Origin of the sequence: Bradyrhizobium sp. ma5 (genome assembly GCF_042258955.1) — a bacterium.
In the GTDB taxonomy this organism is placed as follows: Bacteria; Pseudomonadota; Alphaproteobacteria; order Rhizobiales; family Xanthobacteraceae; genus Bradyrhizobium.
The window spans coordinates 8,925,675-8,940,279 of sequence record NZ_CP170156.1 but is presented as its reverse complement, the minus strand read 5'-3'; the positions used below and the strand labels follow the sequence as shown (position 1 = coordinate 8,940,279).

Below are 14,605 nucleotides of genomic sequence, written 5' to 3'. Positions count from 1 at the left end.
GGCTGCCTGGTTCGAATCAGGCGCCAATATAGGGAGCGGCGGCCGTCGTTAGCCACCCCTGTAGATCAGCCATCACCGCTGATTATCGCAGCCGGCCGCCGCAGCGATCGACGGCATCCAGGAACCAGCGCAGCGCCGGATCCTCAGCCGCGCGGACTGTATGGATCAGGTCGATCGCAAAGGCAGGGATGTCGATCGGCGGCATCACGACGGCGATTTCGGCGAGATGCGTGAAGCGGCGGGCGACGCGTTCGGCCATTGTGGCGATGAGATCGGTGCCGGCCACGGCGAAGGGGACGGCCACCACATGCGCCAGCGTCACGGCGACCCGCCGCTTCAGCCGATGCCGCGCCAGCAGCGCGTCGATCACGCTCGGCAGCCCGTCGCCGCCGGCTGCCGAGAACAGCGCGTGCGGCAGGCTCGCATAATCTTCCAGGCTGAGCGCCTCCGATCGGCCCGCGCGCGCGCCGTCGCAGATGCAGACGAAGCGTTCCTCGAACAGCCGGTGCCGGACACAGCGTGGCGAGTCCGGCAGATGGCCGCCGATCAGCGCATCGAGTTCGGCGCGCTCGAGCTTGGCCAGGGCCGCCGTCGTGTCAGTCAGCGGACGCACGGCAAGGTCGATGCCCGGCGCCTCCATGCGCAACAAGCGGCTCAGTTCCGGCACCAGAACGAGGTCGCCATAGTCGGTCGCAGCGATGGTGAAGCGCCTTCGCGCGGTGGCCGGATCGAAGCCCCGATCGGGCGCCAGCGCGCCCCTTATGTGCCGCAACGCCTCACCGATCGGCCCGGCCAGCACCAGGGCCTTTTCGGTCGGCTGCATGCCGGCACCGGCGCGCAGGAACAGTTCGTCCGCAAACAGCGCGCGCAGCCTGCGCAACGCGCTGCTCATCGACGGCTGGGCGAGCCCAATGCGCTCGGCCGCGCGGGTGACGTGGCGCTCCTCCATCAGCGCTTCGAAAGCGACCAGCAGGTTGAGATCGACGGCAGCTAAATTCATCACAGCAATAATGCTTATAAGAATAATCGATTTCAACAATGATCTGCATGCGCCTACGGTCGCGCCGGACACGACCACGAGGCGAAAAGACTTGGGGCGATCAGACTTGGGAAGATCATTCGCGAAGCTGATGCCGCGCGGGCCGACCTTGCTGGTCATCGGCGTGCTGGCCGGGCTGGCTTTCCCTGGCTTGGCGGCCGGCGTGCGCCCGCTGATGGCGGCGGCGATCTTCGTTCTCGTCCTCGGGACTTTTCTCCAGGTCGACGGCGTGGCGTTCCGGCGTGCGCTGGGACGTCCGCTGGTCTCGCTGCTGTTGCCGGCGCTGGCGATGTTGGCCTGCCCGCTCGCAGTCGGCTTCGCAGCGCGCGGCGCCGGATTTCGGCCGGAGCTGATCGTTGCGCTGGTGCTGTCGGTGTGTGCGCCGCCATCGACCGGCACGGCGGCGGTCGCACGCATGCTCGGCTTCGACGCGACCATTCCGCTGGCCGTGACGCTGCTGTCGATGGCGCTGGCGCCGGTCACGGTTCCGCTGATCGCGGCGGGATTTGCCGGTCTCGCGCTCGATCCGCTGGCGCTCGCCGCGCGGCTGGCGCTACTGGTGGTCGGCGCCGGCGCGCTGGCGTTGCTGCTTCGCCGTCAGGCCGCTGCACAATTGGCGCGGCATTCGCGCATCATCGACGCGCTTGTGCTCGCCTCGCTGCTCGTGTTCGCGATTTCCACCATGGCGGGGGTGCGTGCAAAGATCGCAGCGCAGCCGGCCACTGCGCTGACGTTGGTGGGCCTTGCCTTCGCCTGCAATCTCGCGCTGCAAGCGCTTGGCGCGCTGCTCACGCCGGGTCCGCTGGCGGAGCGATTGACCACCGGCCTCATTCTGAGCAACCGCAACGTCGGACTGGTCTGGTCGGCGATGGGCGCGGCGGTGTCGCCGATGACGGCGCTGTTCTTCGCCGCCACGCAGTTTCCGATCTATATGATGCCGCGCCTGATCGAGCTGCTGGTCCGGCGCGAGCGCAAGGAGAAAGCCCCGTCATGAGCGCGACGATCCTGACCGAAGACCTCGCCGCCCGTTTCGCCCGCATCGCGCTCGGCCATGTCACGCGCGAATATCCAAACAAGCCGGATCACGTGTTGGCCGGGCCACAGGATGCACGCACGCCGCGCGAGTTGCATCCGGTCTTCTTCGGCAGCTACGACTGGCACTCCTGCGTCCACAGCTACTGGATGCTCGCCCGGCTGCTGCGCCGCTATCCGGCGTCCGAGGCGGCAAGTGAGATCCGCGCCTTGTTTGACACTCAGTTCGTTGCAGAGAAGGTTGCCGTCGAATGCGCCTATCTCGCCGCTCCGACGGTGCGCGGCTTCAAACGGCCTTACGGCTGGGGCTGGCTGTTGAAGCTCGCCGCAGAGCTCGCGCTGCTCGACGAGACGCGGTGGCGCGCGCAAATCACGCCGCTTGCCGCCATCTTCGCACAGCGCTTTCGCGACTTCCTGCCGCTCGCCACCTATCCGGTGCGGGTCGGCACGCACTTCAACACCGCGTTCGGGCTTCGCATGGCCGCCGACTACGCCGCAGTGACGCAGGATGATGCGCTCAGTGCGCTGTTGCGCGAGACGGCGCTGCGCTGGTACGGCGCCGATCAGGATTGTCCCGCCTGGGGCGAGCCGAGCGGCGATGATTTCCAGTCGTCGGCGCTGATCGAAGCCGAATGCATGCGCCGGCTGCTCGCGCCCGGCGACTTCCTACCCTGGTTTGATCGCTTCCTGCCGCGGCTCGCGCAACGCGAACCCGCAACCCTGTTCCGGCCGGCAACGGTCACCGATCGGTCGGATGGCAAACTTGCGCATCTCGATGGACTCAATCTCAGCCGGGCATGGTGCTGGCGCGCGCTGGCCGGCGCCTTGCCGGAAGCCGATCCGCGACGCCCGATCCTGCTGGATGCTGCGCGAGGCCATCTCGATGCCGGCCTGCCGCATATCGCCAGCGACTATATGGGCGAACACTGGCTCGCGAGTTTTGCAGTGCTCGCCATCGACGTTGATGATTGATGGCAGCGTCGCTTACGCGACGCTTTCCAGGAAAGCTTCTTCCGCGGCCAGGATCGCGTCGGGGGTTCCGACATGCATCCAGACGCCGTCGAGGCGCAGGCCGAACAGCCGCTCCTGCTCGTTGGCGCGGTCGAACATCTTGGTCAGCGAGAACTCGCCGGCAGGGGCATCGGCGAACAGCGCAGGCGACATGATCGCGGCGCCGGCATAGACGAACGGCACCACCTGGTTTTCCCGGCGCTTGCGCAGCGCGCCGTCCGGCAACATCGAATAGTCGCCGCGGCCGCTATAGCCGATGCTCGAGGCGGTCGGCGCCATCAGCAGCAGGATATCCATCCGTGCGGGGTCGAAGGCTTCCGCCAGCCGCGCCAGATTGGAACGCACGCCGTCGATCCACATCGTGTCGGCGTTGAGATGGAAAAACGGCGCATCGCCGAGCAGCGGCAGCGCCTTCACCACCGCGCCGCCGGTGCCGAGCACCTGATCGCGCTCGTCGGAGATGATCACGTGCGGGCGGCTGCGGGTCTTGACGTGCTCGATGATCTGGTCGGGCAGATAATGCACGTTCACGACCGCTTCGCTGACGCCGGCGCCGGCGAGCTTGTCGAGCACATGGTCGAGCAGCGGCTGGCCGGCGACGCTCACCAGCGGCTTCGGCATCGTGTCGGTCAGGGGGCGCATGCGCACGCCGAGGCCCGCAGCGAGCACCATAGCCTTGTGGGGAGTGACGGGCATTTTCCTGATGTTCTCGGTCATCATCTCTCGGCGCCGATCATATCACGGCGATTCGGCAAGCGCATCGATCAGACGCCATAGTCACAGGACATGACGGCCGTAAGACGGCAATGGCGGCGATAGCCTAGACGTCGGCAGCCTGCGCGCCGCGTCTGGCAGTTTTCTTCTTCTTGTCGCCTTGTTTAAGGAAGTTGACGCCGATCTGGTCGCCATTGACCCACGCCAGTTCGCAGCGGCGATAAGCCAATCCTGTTGACGACAGCAGCAGAAAGAACTCCTTCAGGTTCAGGCCCTCGACCGAGCCGTCGACGGAAAGCTTGGCGCCCGTCTCCGACACGTCTTCCATGGTGCAGTCGCGCCGCCAGGTGCCGTCGATGCCCATCATGTGCGCCGCTATGCCGCGCTCAAACGTGACACGATCGCCCTTGCGTCGTTCCGTCCCCATCGTGTGGTCCCGCTCCCGATCGGCCGCGCCCTGGATGATATGCGGCCTCCGCGACCTTAGGAGACCCAAGGCTAATAACCCGTAAACTACGGTACCGGGGGAGGGACGTTCGCTGTGTACCAGATGCGGAAGGTGGCCAGTGCCGGATGGGCCAGCGACCGCTCGAGGTAGGTCCAGATCCGCGGCTGGTGCTTCAGATATTGCGGCTTGCCGTCGCGGCGGTTGAGCCGCGCAAAGGTGCCGAGCAGGCGGGTGTTCCGCTGCGCCGACATGATCGCATAGAGCTCCGCGAAGCCGGCGGGATCGAAGCTTTCGTCGGTGGCGCGCCGCGCCTTGATGTAACGGGTCAAGAGCGACAGTTCGAGTTGCTCGGGCACGTCGATCCGCGCATCCTGCAGCAGCGACACCACGTCATAGGCCGCGGGGCCGAGCAGCGCGTCCTGGAAGTCGATGATGCCGACGCGCAGGATGCCGGTGCGCTCGGCAAGCCAGATGATGTTGGGCGAATGGAAGTCGCGGATCACCCAGGTCTGCGGCGCCGCGGCGGGCTTCTGCAAGAGGCCGCGCCACATCCCGAGGAAGTCGCTGCGGAGCTCCTCGTCCGGCTGCACGCCGCGGTCGGGCAAGTACCATTCCAGCATCAGCCCGATCTCGATCAGCCAGGCGTCGATATCGAACACGGGGATGTCGTAGCTCTCGTCTGGTGTCACCGGCAGCGTCTCGGGCAGCACCTCGCGATGCAGCGCCGCCAGCATGTCGACGGCCGCCTCGTAACGTTCGGCGATCGGCTGCGGCGGTTCGCCCTCGATCACGCCTTCGGCGCCGAGATCCTCGGTGATCAGGAAGCCGGATTCGAGATCGATGTGCCGGATCGCGGGTGCGGAGAAGCCGTGCTTTCGCAGTCCGTTTCCAATTGCGACGAACGGCCTGACATCTTCGGCGAGATGCACCGCTGCACTGTAGGACCGGCCGTTGTAAATCGCCGGGCCGTCGGGACGGCGTGGCGAGTTCATCAGGATGACGCTGCCGTCGTCGTTACGCAATCGCGCATAGGAGCGTGTCGAGGCATCGCCCGGCATGCGCTCGCGTCGGGCGTTGAGGAAGCCGCCGTGCTCGAGGAAATGGCGCAGCTCGTTGAGCCGCGCAACCTTCGCCGCGCCTTTGCCATGGCCGGTGATCTCGGCGGCGCGTGCGGCCGATCCGAGCGCCGGGCGGTGGCTGAACGCGATGTCGATGCGGTCCGTCGGCATGGCGTCCGGCGCGCGTTCAGGCCACTCGATCAGCGCCACGATGTCGTCGGGCAGCGGCGACAGCCCGATCTCCTCGAGTTCGCTGGCATCGTTGATGCGGTAGAGGTCGGCATGAACCAGCGGAAACGACGGCAGTTCGTAAGTCTGCGCCAGCGTGAAGGTCGGGCTCGGCACTTCCAGCGTATCGTCGGTGGCGAGGTAGCGGATCAGCGCGCGGGCGGCCGCGGTCTTGCCGGCGCCGAGGTCGCCCGACAGCGTGATGACGTCGCCGGCGCCGATCAAGAGCGCGAGGTCGGCCATCAGCTCGGCCGTCGCGGTTTCGTTCGCGAGCGCCACCGAGAATGTCGAGGTCGCCGTCATTCCGCGGCGTTGCGATGTGCGGTCTGGTCGATCGGGAAGTCGCAGGTCACGGTCGTGCCGCGGCCTACGGTCGAATCGACCCGCACCCGTCCGCCATGAAGTTCGACAAAGGAGCGGACCAGCGACAGGCCGAGCCCCGCGCCGCGATGCCGCGAGCCGTGCGAATGGCTCTCGAACCAGTTGAACACCTTGTCGCGCATCTCGGCCGGAATGCCGGGTCCGGCATCGGTCACCGAAAACACCACGCTATGCTCGGTGCGGTGCGCGCTGATCGCGACGGTGGCGTCATGCGGCGAGAAGCCGACCGCATTGGCGAGCAGATTGTAGAGCACCTGCACCACGCGCCGCTCGTCGCCGACGAAGGCGCCGATGTTGGGCTCGATATCGACCTTGAGCGTGATGCGGTCGGTCGCGAGACGGTCCTGGATGCCTTCGGCGGCGGCCTCGATCGCCTGGCCGATATTGACCGGGCCGAGCTCGAGCTTCATCGCACCCGCATCGATAGTGGCGAGATCGAGAATGTTGTTGGTCAGCGCCAGCAGCGCGTTGGTCGATTTGGTGACGTAGCCGAGATACTCGGCCTGCTTCGGCGTCAGCGGCCCGGTCGAGGGATCGCTGAGGAAATGCGCGAAGCCGATGATGGTGGTGAGCGGCGCGCGCAGCTCGTAGGAGACGTGGTGGACGAAATCCACCTTCATCTGGTCGGCGGCTTCCAGCGCCTCGTTGCGCTCGCGCAGCGCCCGCTCGACATTCTCGGTGTCGGTGATGTCCTGGAAGGCCAGCAAGGTCTTGCCGTCGGGCAGCGGGATGGTCATGCAGTTGAGCACGCTGCCGTCCTTGCGCTCGAGCTTGAGCGCGACCTGGGCGCGGTTCTCGATCGCGGTGATCTGCTCGCGCAGCGTCCGCCAGGTCAGCGCGTCGTCGAACAGCGGCCGGCACAGCGCTTCCACCGCTTCGATGTGCGGTTCGCCCTGCAGCGCATCGGCCGGCAGCTTCCACATCTTGGCGAAGGGCGGGTTGAACAGCTCGGCACGGCCATTGCTGCCGAACACCGCGACCGCCTCGCCGAGATTGTCGAGGGTCTCGCGCTGCACCCGGGTCAGGCGGTCGTAGCGGCGCGCGAGGTCGAGGCTCTCGGTGACGTTGTCGAACAGATAGGTGACGCCGCCCTCGAGGTTCGGCGTGGTGACGACGCTGATGGCGCGGCCGTCGGGCAGGAACCAGGTGTAGGTCTCGGATTCGACCGCGCGATAGCCCTCGTGCAGCTTGGCCTTCCAGGCGCGGAAGTCCGGCTGCTCGGGCAGCTTGCGGTTGGCGCGCAGCCGGTCGAGCACGCTGGAATCATCGGGATTGCTGTCGAGGAAGGCCTGGTCGAGGCCCCATAGCCGCCGATAGGACTCGTTGTAGAAAGTGAGCCGCCGGTCGGCATCGAACACCGCGACGCCCGAGGATAGCTGATCGAGGGTGCGCCGGTGCGCGTCGACCATCCGCGCGATCGCCGCGCGCAGCGCCGCGGCTTCGCTGGCGTCGATCGCGATGCCGGCGCTGCCGCCGCTTAGCTTGAGCGCCTGCACGTCGTAGATCCGCCGCTCGCCGCTGACCACGATCGGCAGCCGTGCGGCATAATTGGCATTGTCATTCAGCGCGCGGGTCAGTTCGGTGCGCTGGTCGCTTTCGAGCAGTTCGAGGTTGCGCTGGAGCGCGTCCGACACGCTCTTGCCCTCGGTGGCGCGGACATAGGCCGCGTTGGCGTAGCGCAGATTGCCCTCGAGGCTCTTGGCCCAGATCGGCCACGGCGCTGCGGCGGCGAAATCGCGCAGCAGCTCGGTCTCCTCCTGCAGCGACTTGTAGCGCAGGTTGGATTCGGCGAGCTCGCGGCGCAGGCCGCCGAGCTCGCGGATCCGCAGGATGGCCTGGCCGCCGATCGCTCGGCCCATCGCCTCGATGGCGCGGCCGGCCGAGGTCGAGAGGTTGAGCAGGAACGCCTCGCCCTTTTCGCGCAGCGCGTCGACCGCGTGGTCCATCTGCAGCGCCGGCTCGGGCGGCAGCCAGGTTCCGAAGGCGAGGATGCGTTGCGGCGCGCTTTCCTGCGACATCACCAGCGAGACGTCGCCCGAGATCTGCGGCCGGTTGTCGCCCGCGGCCCAGGAGATCAGCACCTGCGGCTCGACGAACAGCAGCGCGCGCAGCCGGTCCGATTGCGCTTGCAGGTCCGTGATCTCGGACTGCAGCTGTTCCTCGTTCCTTGTGGCGCGCTGGCGGGTGCGCATCAAGAGGATCGCGGCGACGGCCGAGAAGCCGACCAGCGCGAACGACGTCGCGAGAACCGCGACCTCCTGATGATTGAAGCCGAAATGATCCGACAGCGCCTGGGTCACCAGGCTTTCGGCGGCAAACGAGGCGCGGGCGGGCAGCAATGCGGTGATGGCGAGCCCAAGCATGCCGTCGCGCGCCAGTGAGGTGCATGACAGCAGGGTTCGACGCATTGCCGCGACTACGCCCGACATATGTTGCCCCAGAACGCACAAACCTTAAGGCATGATCCGGAAACCAGGAGACCGGTATTCCCTCACGGAAAACGTACGACGTTTGTCCGGGGATCATGCCCAAGCAGGACCCGACAGCCCGACGAAGACCCCCCGTCGCGCTCGAATCAATCCAGAATAGTCCCAACCGGACTCGGCGAGTAAGAGTCCAGACCGTGAACGCAGAATCCGCTGTGAAAAAATGCAGCGCGCGATGTGGATTTTACGCGAATTGACTCCGTATTCACGCGGGGAGCGCGCCCGAAGCGTGATCTGCCGGAGACGGCCGCACACTTCTCCGATCGCGTCCTAGCGTCCGGTCGAGCCGAAGCCGCCGCTGCCGCGATCGGTCGGCGACAGCACGTCGACCGGAACCAGCTCGGCCCTTGTAACCGGCGCGATCACCATCTGCGCGATGCGCTCGCCGCGCCGGATCGAAAACGCCTCCTGGCCGTGATTGATCAGGAGCACATTGATCTCGCCGCGATAATCGGCGTCGATCGTGCCGGGCGAGTTCAGCACCGTGACGCCGTATTTGGCGGCGAGGCCGGAGCGCGGCCGCACCTGCGCCTCATAGCCCGGCGGCAGCGCGATCGTCAGCCCGGTCGGAACCATCTCATAGCGGCCCGGCAGCAGCAGCAGCGGCGCCGACCGCGGCACCGCGGCCAGCAGGTCGAGCCCCGCTGCGTCGGCGGTCTGATAGATCGGCAGCAGAAGATCTGCGCCATGCGGCAATTGGTGGACTTCGACCTTGATGGTGGCGCTCACGATGCGGTTCCTACGGCTCTTGCGATGCGCGACACCAGCGCGCTCGCGACTTCTTCCTTGGTCATGACCGGCCAGGAGTCGACGGTGACGTCCTTGCCCTCGCGCGAGAGCAGGTGAACGGTGTTGCGGTCGCCGCCCATCACGCCGGTCGCCGGCGAGACGTCGTTGGCGACGATCCAGTCGCAGCCCTTGCGCGCGAACTTGGCCTTGGCGTTCTCGATCAGGTGCTCGGTCTCGGCGGCAAAGCCGATCATCAGCGGCGGCCGCTGCTCCTTCAGCTTGGAGATCGTCGCGAGGATGTCGGGGTTCTCGACGAGCTGCAGCGGCGGCATCCCGGCCGCGGTCTTTTTCAGCTTCTGGCTGCCTTCGGTGGCGACGCGCCAGTCGGCGACCGCGGCCGCGAAGATCGCGATGTCGACCGGCAGCGCCGCCTCGACCCGGTGCAGCATGTCGCGCGCGGACTCTACCCGCATCACGGAGATGCCCTGGGGATCGCCGAGCTCGACCGGGCCGGTCACCAGCACCACCTCGGCGCCGGCGGCGCGCGCCGCGATGGCAATGGCAAAGCCCTGCTTGCCGGACGAGCGGTTGGCGATGTAGCGGACCGGATCGATCGCCTCATGGGTCGGGCCGGCAGTGATCAGCACGCGCTTGCCGGCCAGCGGGCGCGGCTGCGGCGGCCGCAGCATGCGGTCGGCGGCGGCGGCGATCTCGGTCGGCTCGGCCATCCGGCCGACGCCGGCTTCGCCGGCTTCCGCCATTTCCCCCGCATTGGGGCCAACGGTGTGGACGCCGTCGCGGCGCAGCTGCAGCACGTTGCGGCGGGTGGCCGGGTTGTTCCACATCAAGGGGTTCATCGCCGGCGCCAGCAGGATAGGCCGGTTGGCCGCCAGCAAGGTGGCGGTGGCGAGATCGTCGGCGTGGCCCTGCGCCATCTTGGCCATCAGGTCGGCGGTGGCCGGCGCCACCACGATCAGATCGCAATCCCGCGCCAGGCGGATATGGCCGGCGTCGAACTCGCTCTCGGCGTCGAACAGGTCGGTGTAGACGCGCTCATGCGACAGCGCGCTGGCCGCCAGCGGGGTGACGAATTGCTGGGCTGCCTTGGTCAGCACGCAGCGGACCTGGATGTGCCGCTCCTTGAGCCGCCGGATCAAATCCAGCGCCTTGTATGCCGCGATCCCGCCGCCGATGATCAGGGTCACGCGGGGCTCGCCGGCCGCGCTGGCGACCCGTGGCGCAGGGGCTGCAACCGTCAGCGAACCTGCGCCCGGCGCCTCCGTGGGCTCCGTACCGCCCTCTGCGAGGTCCCGGAGGATCACCCGGATCTCCTCCTCGACCGAGCGGCCGTTTTTGGCGGAGCGAAGCCGCAGATAGGCCTTCAAGGCGTCGTCGAGTTTGCGGATGGTCAGGCTGGCCATGGCATGCCCTCAGCATCATGCTCAAGAATGATAGCGATGCTATCACATAGTGCATGCATTGCAATCAGTGCGCGCGGATCGCGAAAAAGATTGCGATCAGGGCGGCGGCAATGACCCACAGGCCGACGGTCTGCACCCGCGCCTTGCGGGCCTCGGCGCGGGCCATTTCGTCGATCGAGTCCGACGACAGCATGTGGCCCTCCCGCGTCATGGTCTCGAGCTGCTCGAGCACCGTCACGGCGCGGCTGGCGATCGACGGCAAATTGGCGATGACGCGGCTGAGCTCGCCCACACCCGATATCGCGCCCTGGATGCGTCCGGCCGGGCCGAGATTGTGCGTGATCCATTCGCGCACCACGGGGTCGGCGATCTTCCAGATGTCGAGCTTGGGATCGAAGCCGCGCGCCACGCCCTCGACCACAACCATGGTCTTCTGTAGCAGGATCAGTTCGGGCCGCGTCTGCATGTCGAACAGCCCGGTGACCTCGAGCAGAAGCGTCAACAGCTTCGCCATCGAGATTTCCTCGGCGGTGCGGTTGTGGATCGGCTCGCCGATGGCGCGGATCGCCTGAGCGAAATTCTCCACCGAATGGTGGCCCGGCACATAGCCGGCCTCGAAATGCACCTCGGCGACGCGGCGATAGTCGCGGGTGATGAAGCCGAGCAAGATCTCGGCGAGGAAGCGCCGCTCCTTCAGCCCGAGCCGCCCCATGATGCCGAAATCCACGGCAACGAGCCGGCCGGCCTCGTCGAGGAACAGATTGCCCGGATGCATGTCGGCATGAAAGAAGCCGTCGCGCAGCGCGTGGCGCAGGAAGCTCTGGATCACCTTGCGGCCGAGATCCGGCAGGTCGACCTGGGCCTCCGCGAGGCGAGCGTGATCGTTCAGCGCGATGCCGTCGATCCATTCCATCGTCAGCACGCTGTGCGCGGTGCGGTCCCAATCCACCGCGGGCACCCGGAAATCCGGATCGTCGCGGGTGTTCTCGGCCATCTCGGACAGCGCGGCCGCCTCGAGCCGCAGGTCCATCTCCATCGCGACCGAGCGCGACATCGTGTTGATGACCTCGATCAGCCGCAGCCGCCTCGCCTCGGCGGAATGGGCTTCCGCCTTGTGCGCGACAAAGAAGAAGTCGCTGAGATCACGGCGGAAGCGCGCGGCGACATTGGGGCGGAGCACCTTGACCGCAACCTGATGCCGCACGCCGTCGCGCTCGACCTCGGCGCGGTGCACCTGTGCGATCGAGGCTGCGGCAACCGCCGGACCCAGATGCACGAAGGCCTGCGACAGCGGCCGCTCTAGCGATTGCGTGAGGACAGCTTCGGCCTCTTCCTGCGCGAATGGCGGCAGCCGGTCCTGCAGGGCTTCGAGGTCGCGCGCCATCGCGACGCCGACGACGTCGGGCCGGGTGGCGAGGAATTGCCCGAGCTTGAGATAGGCGGGCCCGAGCCGGGTCAGCGCGCGCGACAGCCGTGGACCTGACTTGGCGGAGCGGCGCTCGATCAGCCGCGCCAGCTTCAGCGCGAGCTGCCCGGGCGGCGGCACCAGCGCGGGATCGACGACGCCGAACACGCCCTCGCGCGCGAACACGAAGCCGGCGCGGGCAAGGCGCGAAATGTGGGTCAGTGCAGAGATCACAAACGCCAGCCCGAATGCAGCGCCACGATGCCGCCGGAGAGGCTCTGCCACTTCACGCGCGAAAAGCCGGCGGCGCCGATCATCTCGGCGAATGCGTTCGGCCGCGGGAATTTGCGGATCGACTCGACGAGATATTGATAGGACTCGGCGTCACCGGTGACGGCGCGGCCGAGTGGCGGGATCACCTTGAACGAGAACAGGTCGTAGATCCGGTCGAGGCCGGGCACATCGACGGTGGAGAATTCCAGGCACAGGAAGCGGCTGCCGGGCTTGAGCACCCGGTAGGCTTCGCGCAGCGCAAATTCGATCTGCGGCACGTTGCGGATGCCGAACGCGATGGTGTAGGCGTCGAACGCGCGGTCGGCGAAACCCAACGTCTCGGCATTACCCTCGACGAATGACACGCGATCATCGAGGTGCTGCTTGGCGGCGCGTTCGCGGCCGACGGCGAGCATGTCGGTATTGATGTCGCAGACCGTGGCATGAAAGCCGGTGCCCGCGGTCTTGGCGGCCCGGAACGCGATGTCGCCGGTGCCGCCGGCGACGTCGAGCAGCGCGAACGGCCGCTCGCCCTTCGGCGGGTCGAGCGTCGTGATCATGACGTCCTTCCAGGCCCGGTGCAGGCCTACCGACATCAGATCGTTCATCAGGTCATAGCGCGACGCGACGCTGTGAAACACCTCGTTCACCAGCGTCTGCTTCTCGCCCAGGGGCACGTCCCTGAAGCCGAAATGGGTGGTTTGATCCGGCCGATCCATCACTCAGAACTCTTACCTTTTTGGTCGCGCTTTCTTCACGCGAACCGGTGCCCGCTTCGCTCGAAAACGCTCCAGCCGGACCATAGCGCGGCGGCCGCAATGGCGCTATCACGTCACTTCCAAAAGGTGAATGCCTACCATGCCGGAATTACCCGAAGTCGAGACCGTCCGCCGCGGCCTGCAACCGGCCATGGAAGGGTCCAAAATCCTCAAGGCCGAGGCCCGCCGCAAGGATTTGCGGTTTCCGTTTCAAAAAGACTTTATCGCGCGGCTCGAGGGCCAGACCATCACCGGGCTCGGCCGCCGTGCCAAATATCTGATGGCGGACCTGAACTCCGGCGACGTGCTGCTGATGCATCTGGGCATGTCGGGCTCGTTCCGCGTGTTGAAGCAGGACGGCGCGGCGGCGCCGGGGAAGTTTCATTATCCGCGCAGCGAGGATCGCGCGCACGATCATGTCGTGTTCCACATGTCGTCGGGGGCCGCGGTCGTGTTCAACGATCCGCGGCGCTTCGGCTACATGAAGATCATCGCCCGCAATGCGATCGAAGATGAACCGCTGTTGAAGGGGCTCGGGCCGGAGCCGCTCGGCAACGAATTCGACGCGGCGATGCTGGCGCGCTCCTGCCACAACAAGAAGACCAGCCTGAAGGCCGCGCTGCTCGATCAGCGCGTGGTGGCGGGACTTGGCAACATCTATGTCTGCGAGGCGCTGTTTCGTTCGCATCTGTCGCCGCGGCGATTGGCCGCGACGCTTGCAACCAAGAAGGCCGAGCCCACCGATCATTCCAAACGTCTGGTCGATGCGATCCATTCGGTGCTCAACCAGGCGATCAAGGCCGGCGGCTCCTCGATCAGCGATCATCGGTTGACCAACGGTGATCTCGGCTATTTCCAGCATTCGTTCCAGGTCTACGACCGCGAAGGCGAGACCTGTCGCACGTCAGGCTGCGGTGGCATCGTCAGACGCTTCACCCAGAACGGCCGCTCCACGTTCTGGTGCCCGAAGTGCCAGAAATAACATGTTCGAGACGCCACGCATCGAGACGCGGCGCCTGATCCTGCGGCCGCTTGCGCTGTCGGATGCCGTAGCGATTCAACATCACTTCAACAACTGGAGCGTGATCAAGACTCTCGCCACGGTGGTGCCGTGGCCTTATCCCGACGACGGCGCGGAAAGTTTCATCAAGCGCGAGCTGGACAAGATCGCGGCCGGCGAGGAGAGCTATCAATGGGTGCTGGTGCTGCGCGCCGGTGATGGCGGGGCGATCGGCAACATCAACTTCCGGCCGCGCGCCGACGGCCGCAAGGGCAATCGTGGGTTCTGGCTGGCCGAGCCATACTGGAATCAAGGCCTGATGACCGAGGCGATCGCCGCGGTGAATGATTTCGCCTTCCTGACGCTCGGCCTCGATCACTTCCACGTCTGCAACGCGCAGTCCAACGTCGCCTCGCGCCGGGTCAAGCAGAAGACCGGAGCCGAATTCGTCGGCTTCGTCGAACTTCCGCACCACAATGGCGAGTCTCGAGCGGAGAAGTGGAAGGTTACGCGCGAAACCTGGCTGCGCGATCGCCCGACGACGTGACGCCGTTTGCGAATGCCGCCGTGGGGAAATTCGCAGCGGCTTGACCGCGGATGCGAGGCCGCAGAACATGGGTCC

General features: G+C 66.6%; 13 protein-coding genes. 4 read left to right on the top strand and 9 right to left on the bottom strand.

Annotated features, from left to right (window positions below; genetic code table 11):
* Nucleotides 1–82: 82 nt before the first annotated feature.
* Nucleotides 83–1,159 carry a LysR family transcriptional regulator gene (locus ACE103_RS42225; protein WP_375777749.1) on the bottom strand — a complete coding sequence of 359 codons (1,077 nt, stop codon included), beginning with the start codon at nt 1,157–1,159 and terminating at the stop codon, nt 83–85.
* Here ACE103_RS42225 and ACE103_RS42220 point away from each other — a divergent pair.
* The gene (locus tag ACE103_RS42220; RefSeq protein ID WP_375777748.1) at nt 1,107–2,033 is read left to right on the top strand and encodes a hypothetical protein; all 927 of its coding nucleotides are present in this window, start codon (nt 1,107–1,109) and stop codon (nt 2,031–2,033) included. The two genes, ACE103_RS42225 and ACE103_RS42220, sit on opposite strands and share 53 nt — an antisense overlap.
* Nucleotides 2,030–3,043, top strand: a complete 1,014-nt coding sequence (locus ACE103_RS42215; RefSeq protein WP_375777747.1) for a DUF2891 domain-containing protein — start codon at nt 2,030–2,032, stop codon at nt 3,041–3,043. The genes ACE103_RS42220 and ACE103_RS42215 overlap by 4 nt, the downstream gene beginning before the upstream one ends.
* 12 nt (nt 3,044–3,055) lie before the next feature.
* Here the strand turns inward: ACE103_RS42215 and ACE103_RS42210 are convergent, their stop codons facing one another.
* From ACE103_RS42210 to ubiE, 8 genes are all read right to left on the bottom strand, one after another.
* Entirely contained in the window at nt 3,056–3,778 is a 723-nt protein-coding gene (locus ACE103_RS42210) for a nucleotidyltransferase family protein (RefSeq protein ID WP_223971555.1), read from the bottom strand.
* Nucleotides 3,779–3,902: 124 nt separating this feature from the next.
* Nucleotides 3,903–4,223: a PilZ domain-containing protein gene (locus ACE103_RS42205; protein ID WP_092120760.1), complete on the bottom strand. Its 321-nt coding sequence runs from the start codon at nt 4,221–4,223 to the stop codon at nt 3,903–3,905.
* A gap of 86 nt (nt 4,224–4,309) precedes the next feature.
* Nucleotides 4,310–5,833 (bottom strand): tRNA (adenosine(37)-N6)-threonylcarbamoyltransferase complex ATPase subunit type 1 TsaE, encoded by a 1,524-nt coding sequence (gene tsaE, locus ACE103_RS42200; protein ID WP_375777746.1) that lies wholly within the window; start codon nt 5,831–5,833, stop codon nt 4,310–4,312.
* The gene (locus tag ACE103_RS42195; RefSeq protein WP_375777745.1) at nt 5,830–8,340 is read right to left on the bottom strand and encodes an ATP-binding protein; all 2,511 of its coding nucleotides are present in this window, start codon (nt 8,338–8,340) and stop codon (nt 5,830–5,832) included. Before ACE103_RS42195 ends, tsaE begins: the two co-directional genes overlap by 4 nt.
* Before the next feature lie 327 nt (nt 8,341–8,667).
* Nucleotides 8,668–9,126, bottom strand: coding sequence for a dUTP diphosphatase (gene dut / locus ACE103_RS42190; RefSeq protein WP_375777744.1), 459 nt, complete (start codon nt 9,124–9,126; stop codon nt 8,668–8,670).
* Nucleotides 9,123–10,547, bottom strand: a complete 1,425-nt coding sequence (coaBC, locus tag ACE103_RS42185; RefSeq protein WP_375777743.1) for a bifunctional phosphopantothenoylcysteine decarboxylase/phosphopantothenate--cysteine ligase CoaBC — start codon at nt 10,545–10,547, stop codon at nt 9,123–9,125. The genes dut and coaBC overlap by 4 nt, the downstream gene beginning before the upstream one ends.
* A 64-nt stretch (nt 10,548–10,611) precedes the next feature.
* Nucleotides 10,612–12,186, bottom strand: a complete 1,575-nt coding sequence (gene ubiB / locus ACE103_RS42180; protein ID WP_375777742.1) for a 2-polyprenylphenol 6-hydroxylase — start codon at nt 12,184–12,186, stop codon at nt 10,612–10,614.
* Nucleotides 12,183–12,944, bottom strand: a complete 762-nt coding sequence (gene ubiE / locus ACE103_RS42175) for a bifunctional demethylmenaquinone methyltransferase/2-methoxy-6-polyprenyl-1,4-benzoquinol methylase UbiE (RefSeq protein ID WP_375777741.1) — start codon at nt 12,942–12,944, stop codon at nt 12,183–12,185. Before ubiE ends, ubiB begins: the two co-directional genes overlap by 4 nt.
* 139 nt (nt 12,945–13,083) lie before the next feature.
* On the opposite strand from ubiE, the gene mutM reads away from it, so the two are divergent.
* The gene (mutM, locus tag ACE103_RS42170) at nt 13,084–13,965 is read left to right on the top strand and encodes a bifunctional DNA-formamidopyrimidine glycosylase/DNA-(apurinic or apyrimidinic site) lyase (RefSeq protein ID WP_223971570.1); all 882 of its coding nucleotides are present in this window, start codon (nt 13,084–13,086) and stop codon (nt 13,963–13,965) included.
* Between the two features lies 1 nt (nt 13,966).
* Nucleotides 13,967–14,530, top strand: coding sequence for a GNAT family N-acetyltransferase (locus ACE103_RS42165; RefSeq protein ID WP_375777740.1), 564 nt, complete (start codon nt 13,967–13,969; stop codon nt 14,528–14,530).
* Nucleotides 14,531–14,605: the final 75 nt, after the last annotated feature.

Bases quoted from the DNA above. Each gene is read 5' to 3' on its own strand.
- ACE103_RS42215 (WP_375777747.1), top strand. From the start codon at position 2,030: ATGAGCGCGACGATCCTGACCGAAGACCTCGCCGCCCGTTTCGCCCGC.
- ACE103_RS42205 (WP_092120760.1), bottom strand. From the start codon at position 4,223: ATGGGGACGGAACGACGCAAGGGCGATCGTGTCACGTTTGAGCGCGGC.
- ubiE (WP_375777741.1), bottom strand. From the start codon at position 12,944: ATGGATCGGCCGGATCAAACCACCCATTTCGGCTTCAGGGACGTGCCC.
- ACE103_RS42165 (WP_375777740.1), top strand. From the start codon at position 13,967: ATGTTCGAGACGCCACGCATCGAGACGCGGCGCCTGATCCTGCGGCCG.
- ACE103_RS42225 (WP_375777749.1), bottom strand. From the start codon at position 1,159: ATGACCAGCAAGGTCGGCCCGCGCGGCATCAGCTTCGCGAATGATCTT.
- mutM (WP_223971570.1), top strand. From the start codon at position 13,084: ATGCCGGAATTACCCGAAGTCGAGACCGTCCGCCGCGGCCTGCAACCG.
- ACE103_RS42195 (WP_375777745.1), bottom strand. From the start codon at position 8,340: ATGTCGGGCGTAGTCGCGGCAATGCGTCGAACCCTGCTGTCATGCACC.
- ACE103_RS42210 (WP_223971555.1), bottom strand. From the start codon at position 3,778: ATGCCCGTCACTCCCCACAAGGCTATGGTGCTCGCTGCGGGCCTCGGC.
- coaBC (WP_375777743.1), bottom strand. From the start codon at position 10,547: ATGGCCAGCCTGACCATCCGCAAACTCGACGACGCCTTGAAGGCCTAT.
- tsaE (WP_375777746.1), bottom strand. From the start codon at position 5,833: ATGACGGCGACCTCGACATTCTCGGTGGCGCTCGCGAACGAAACCGCG.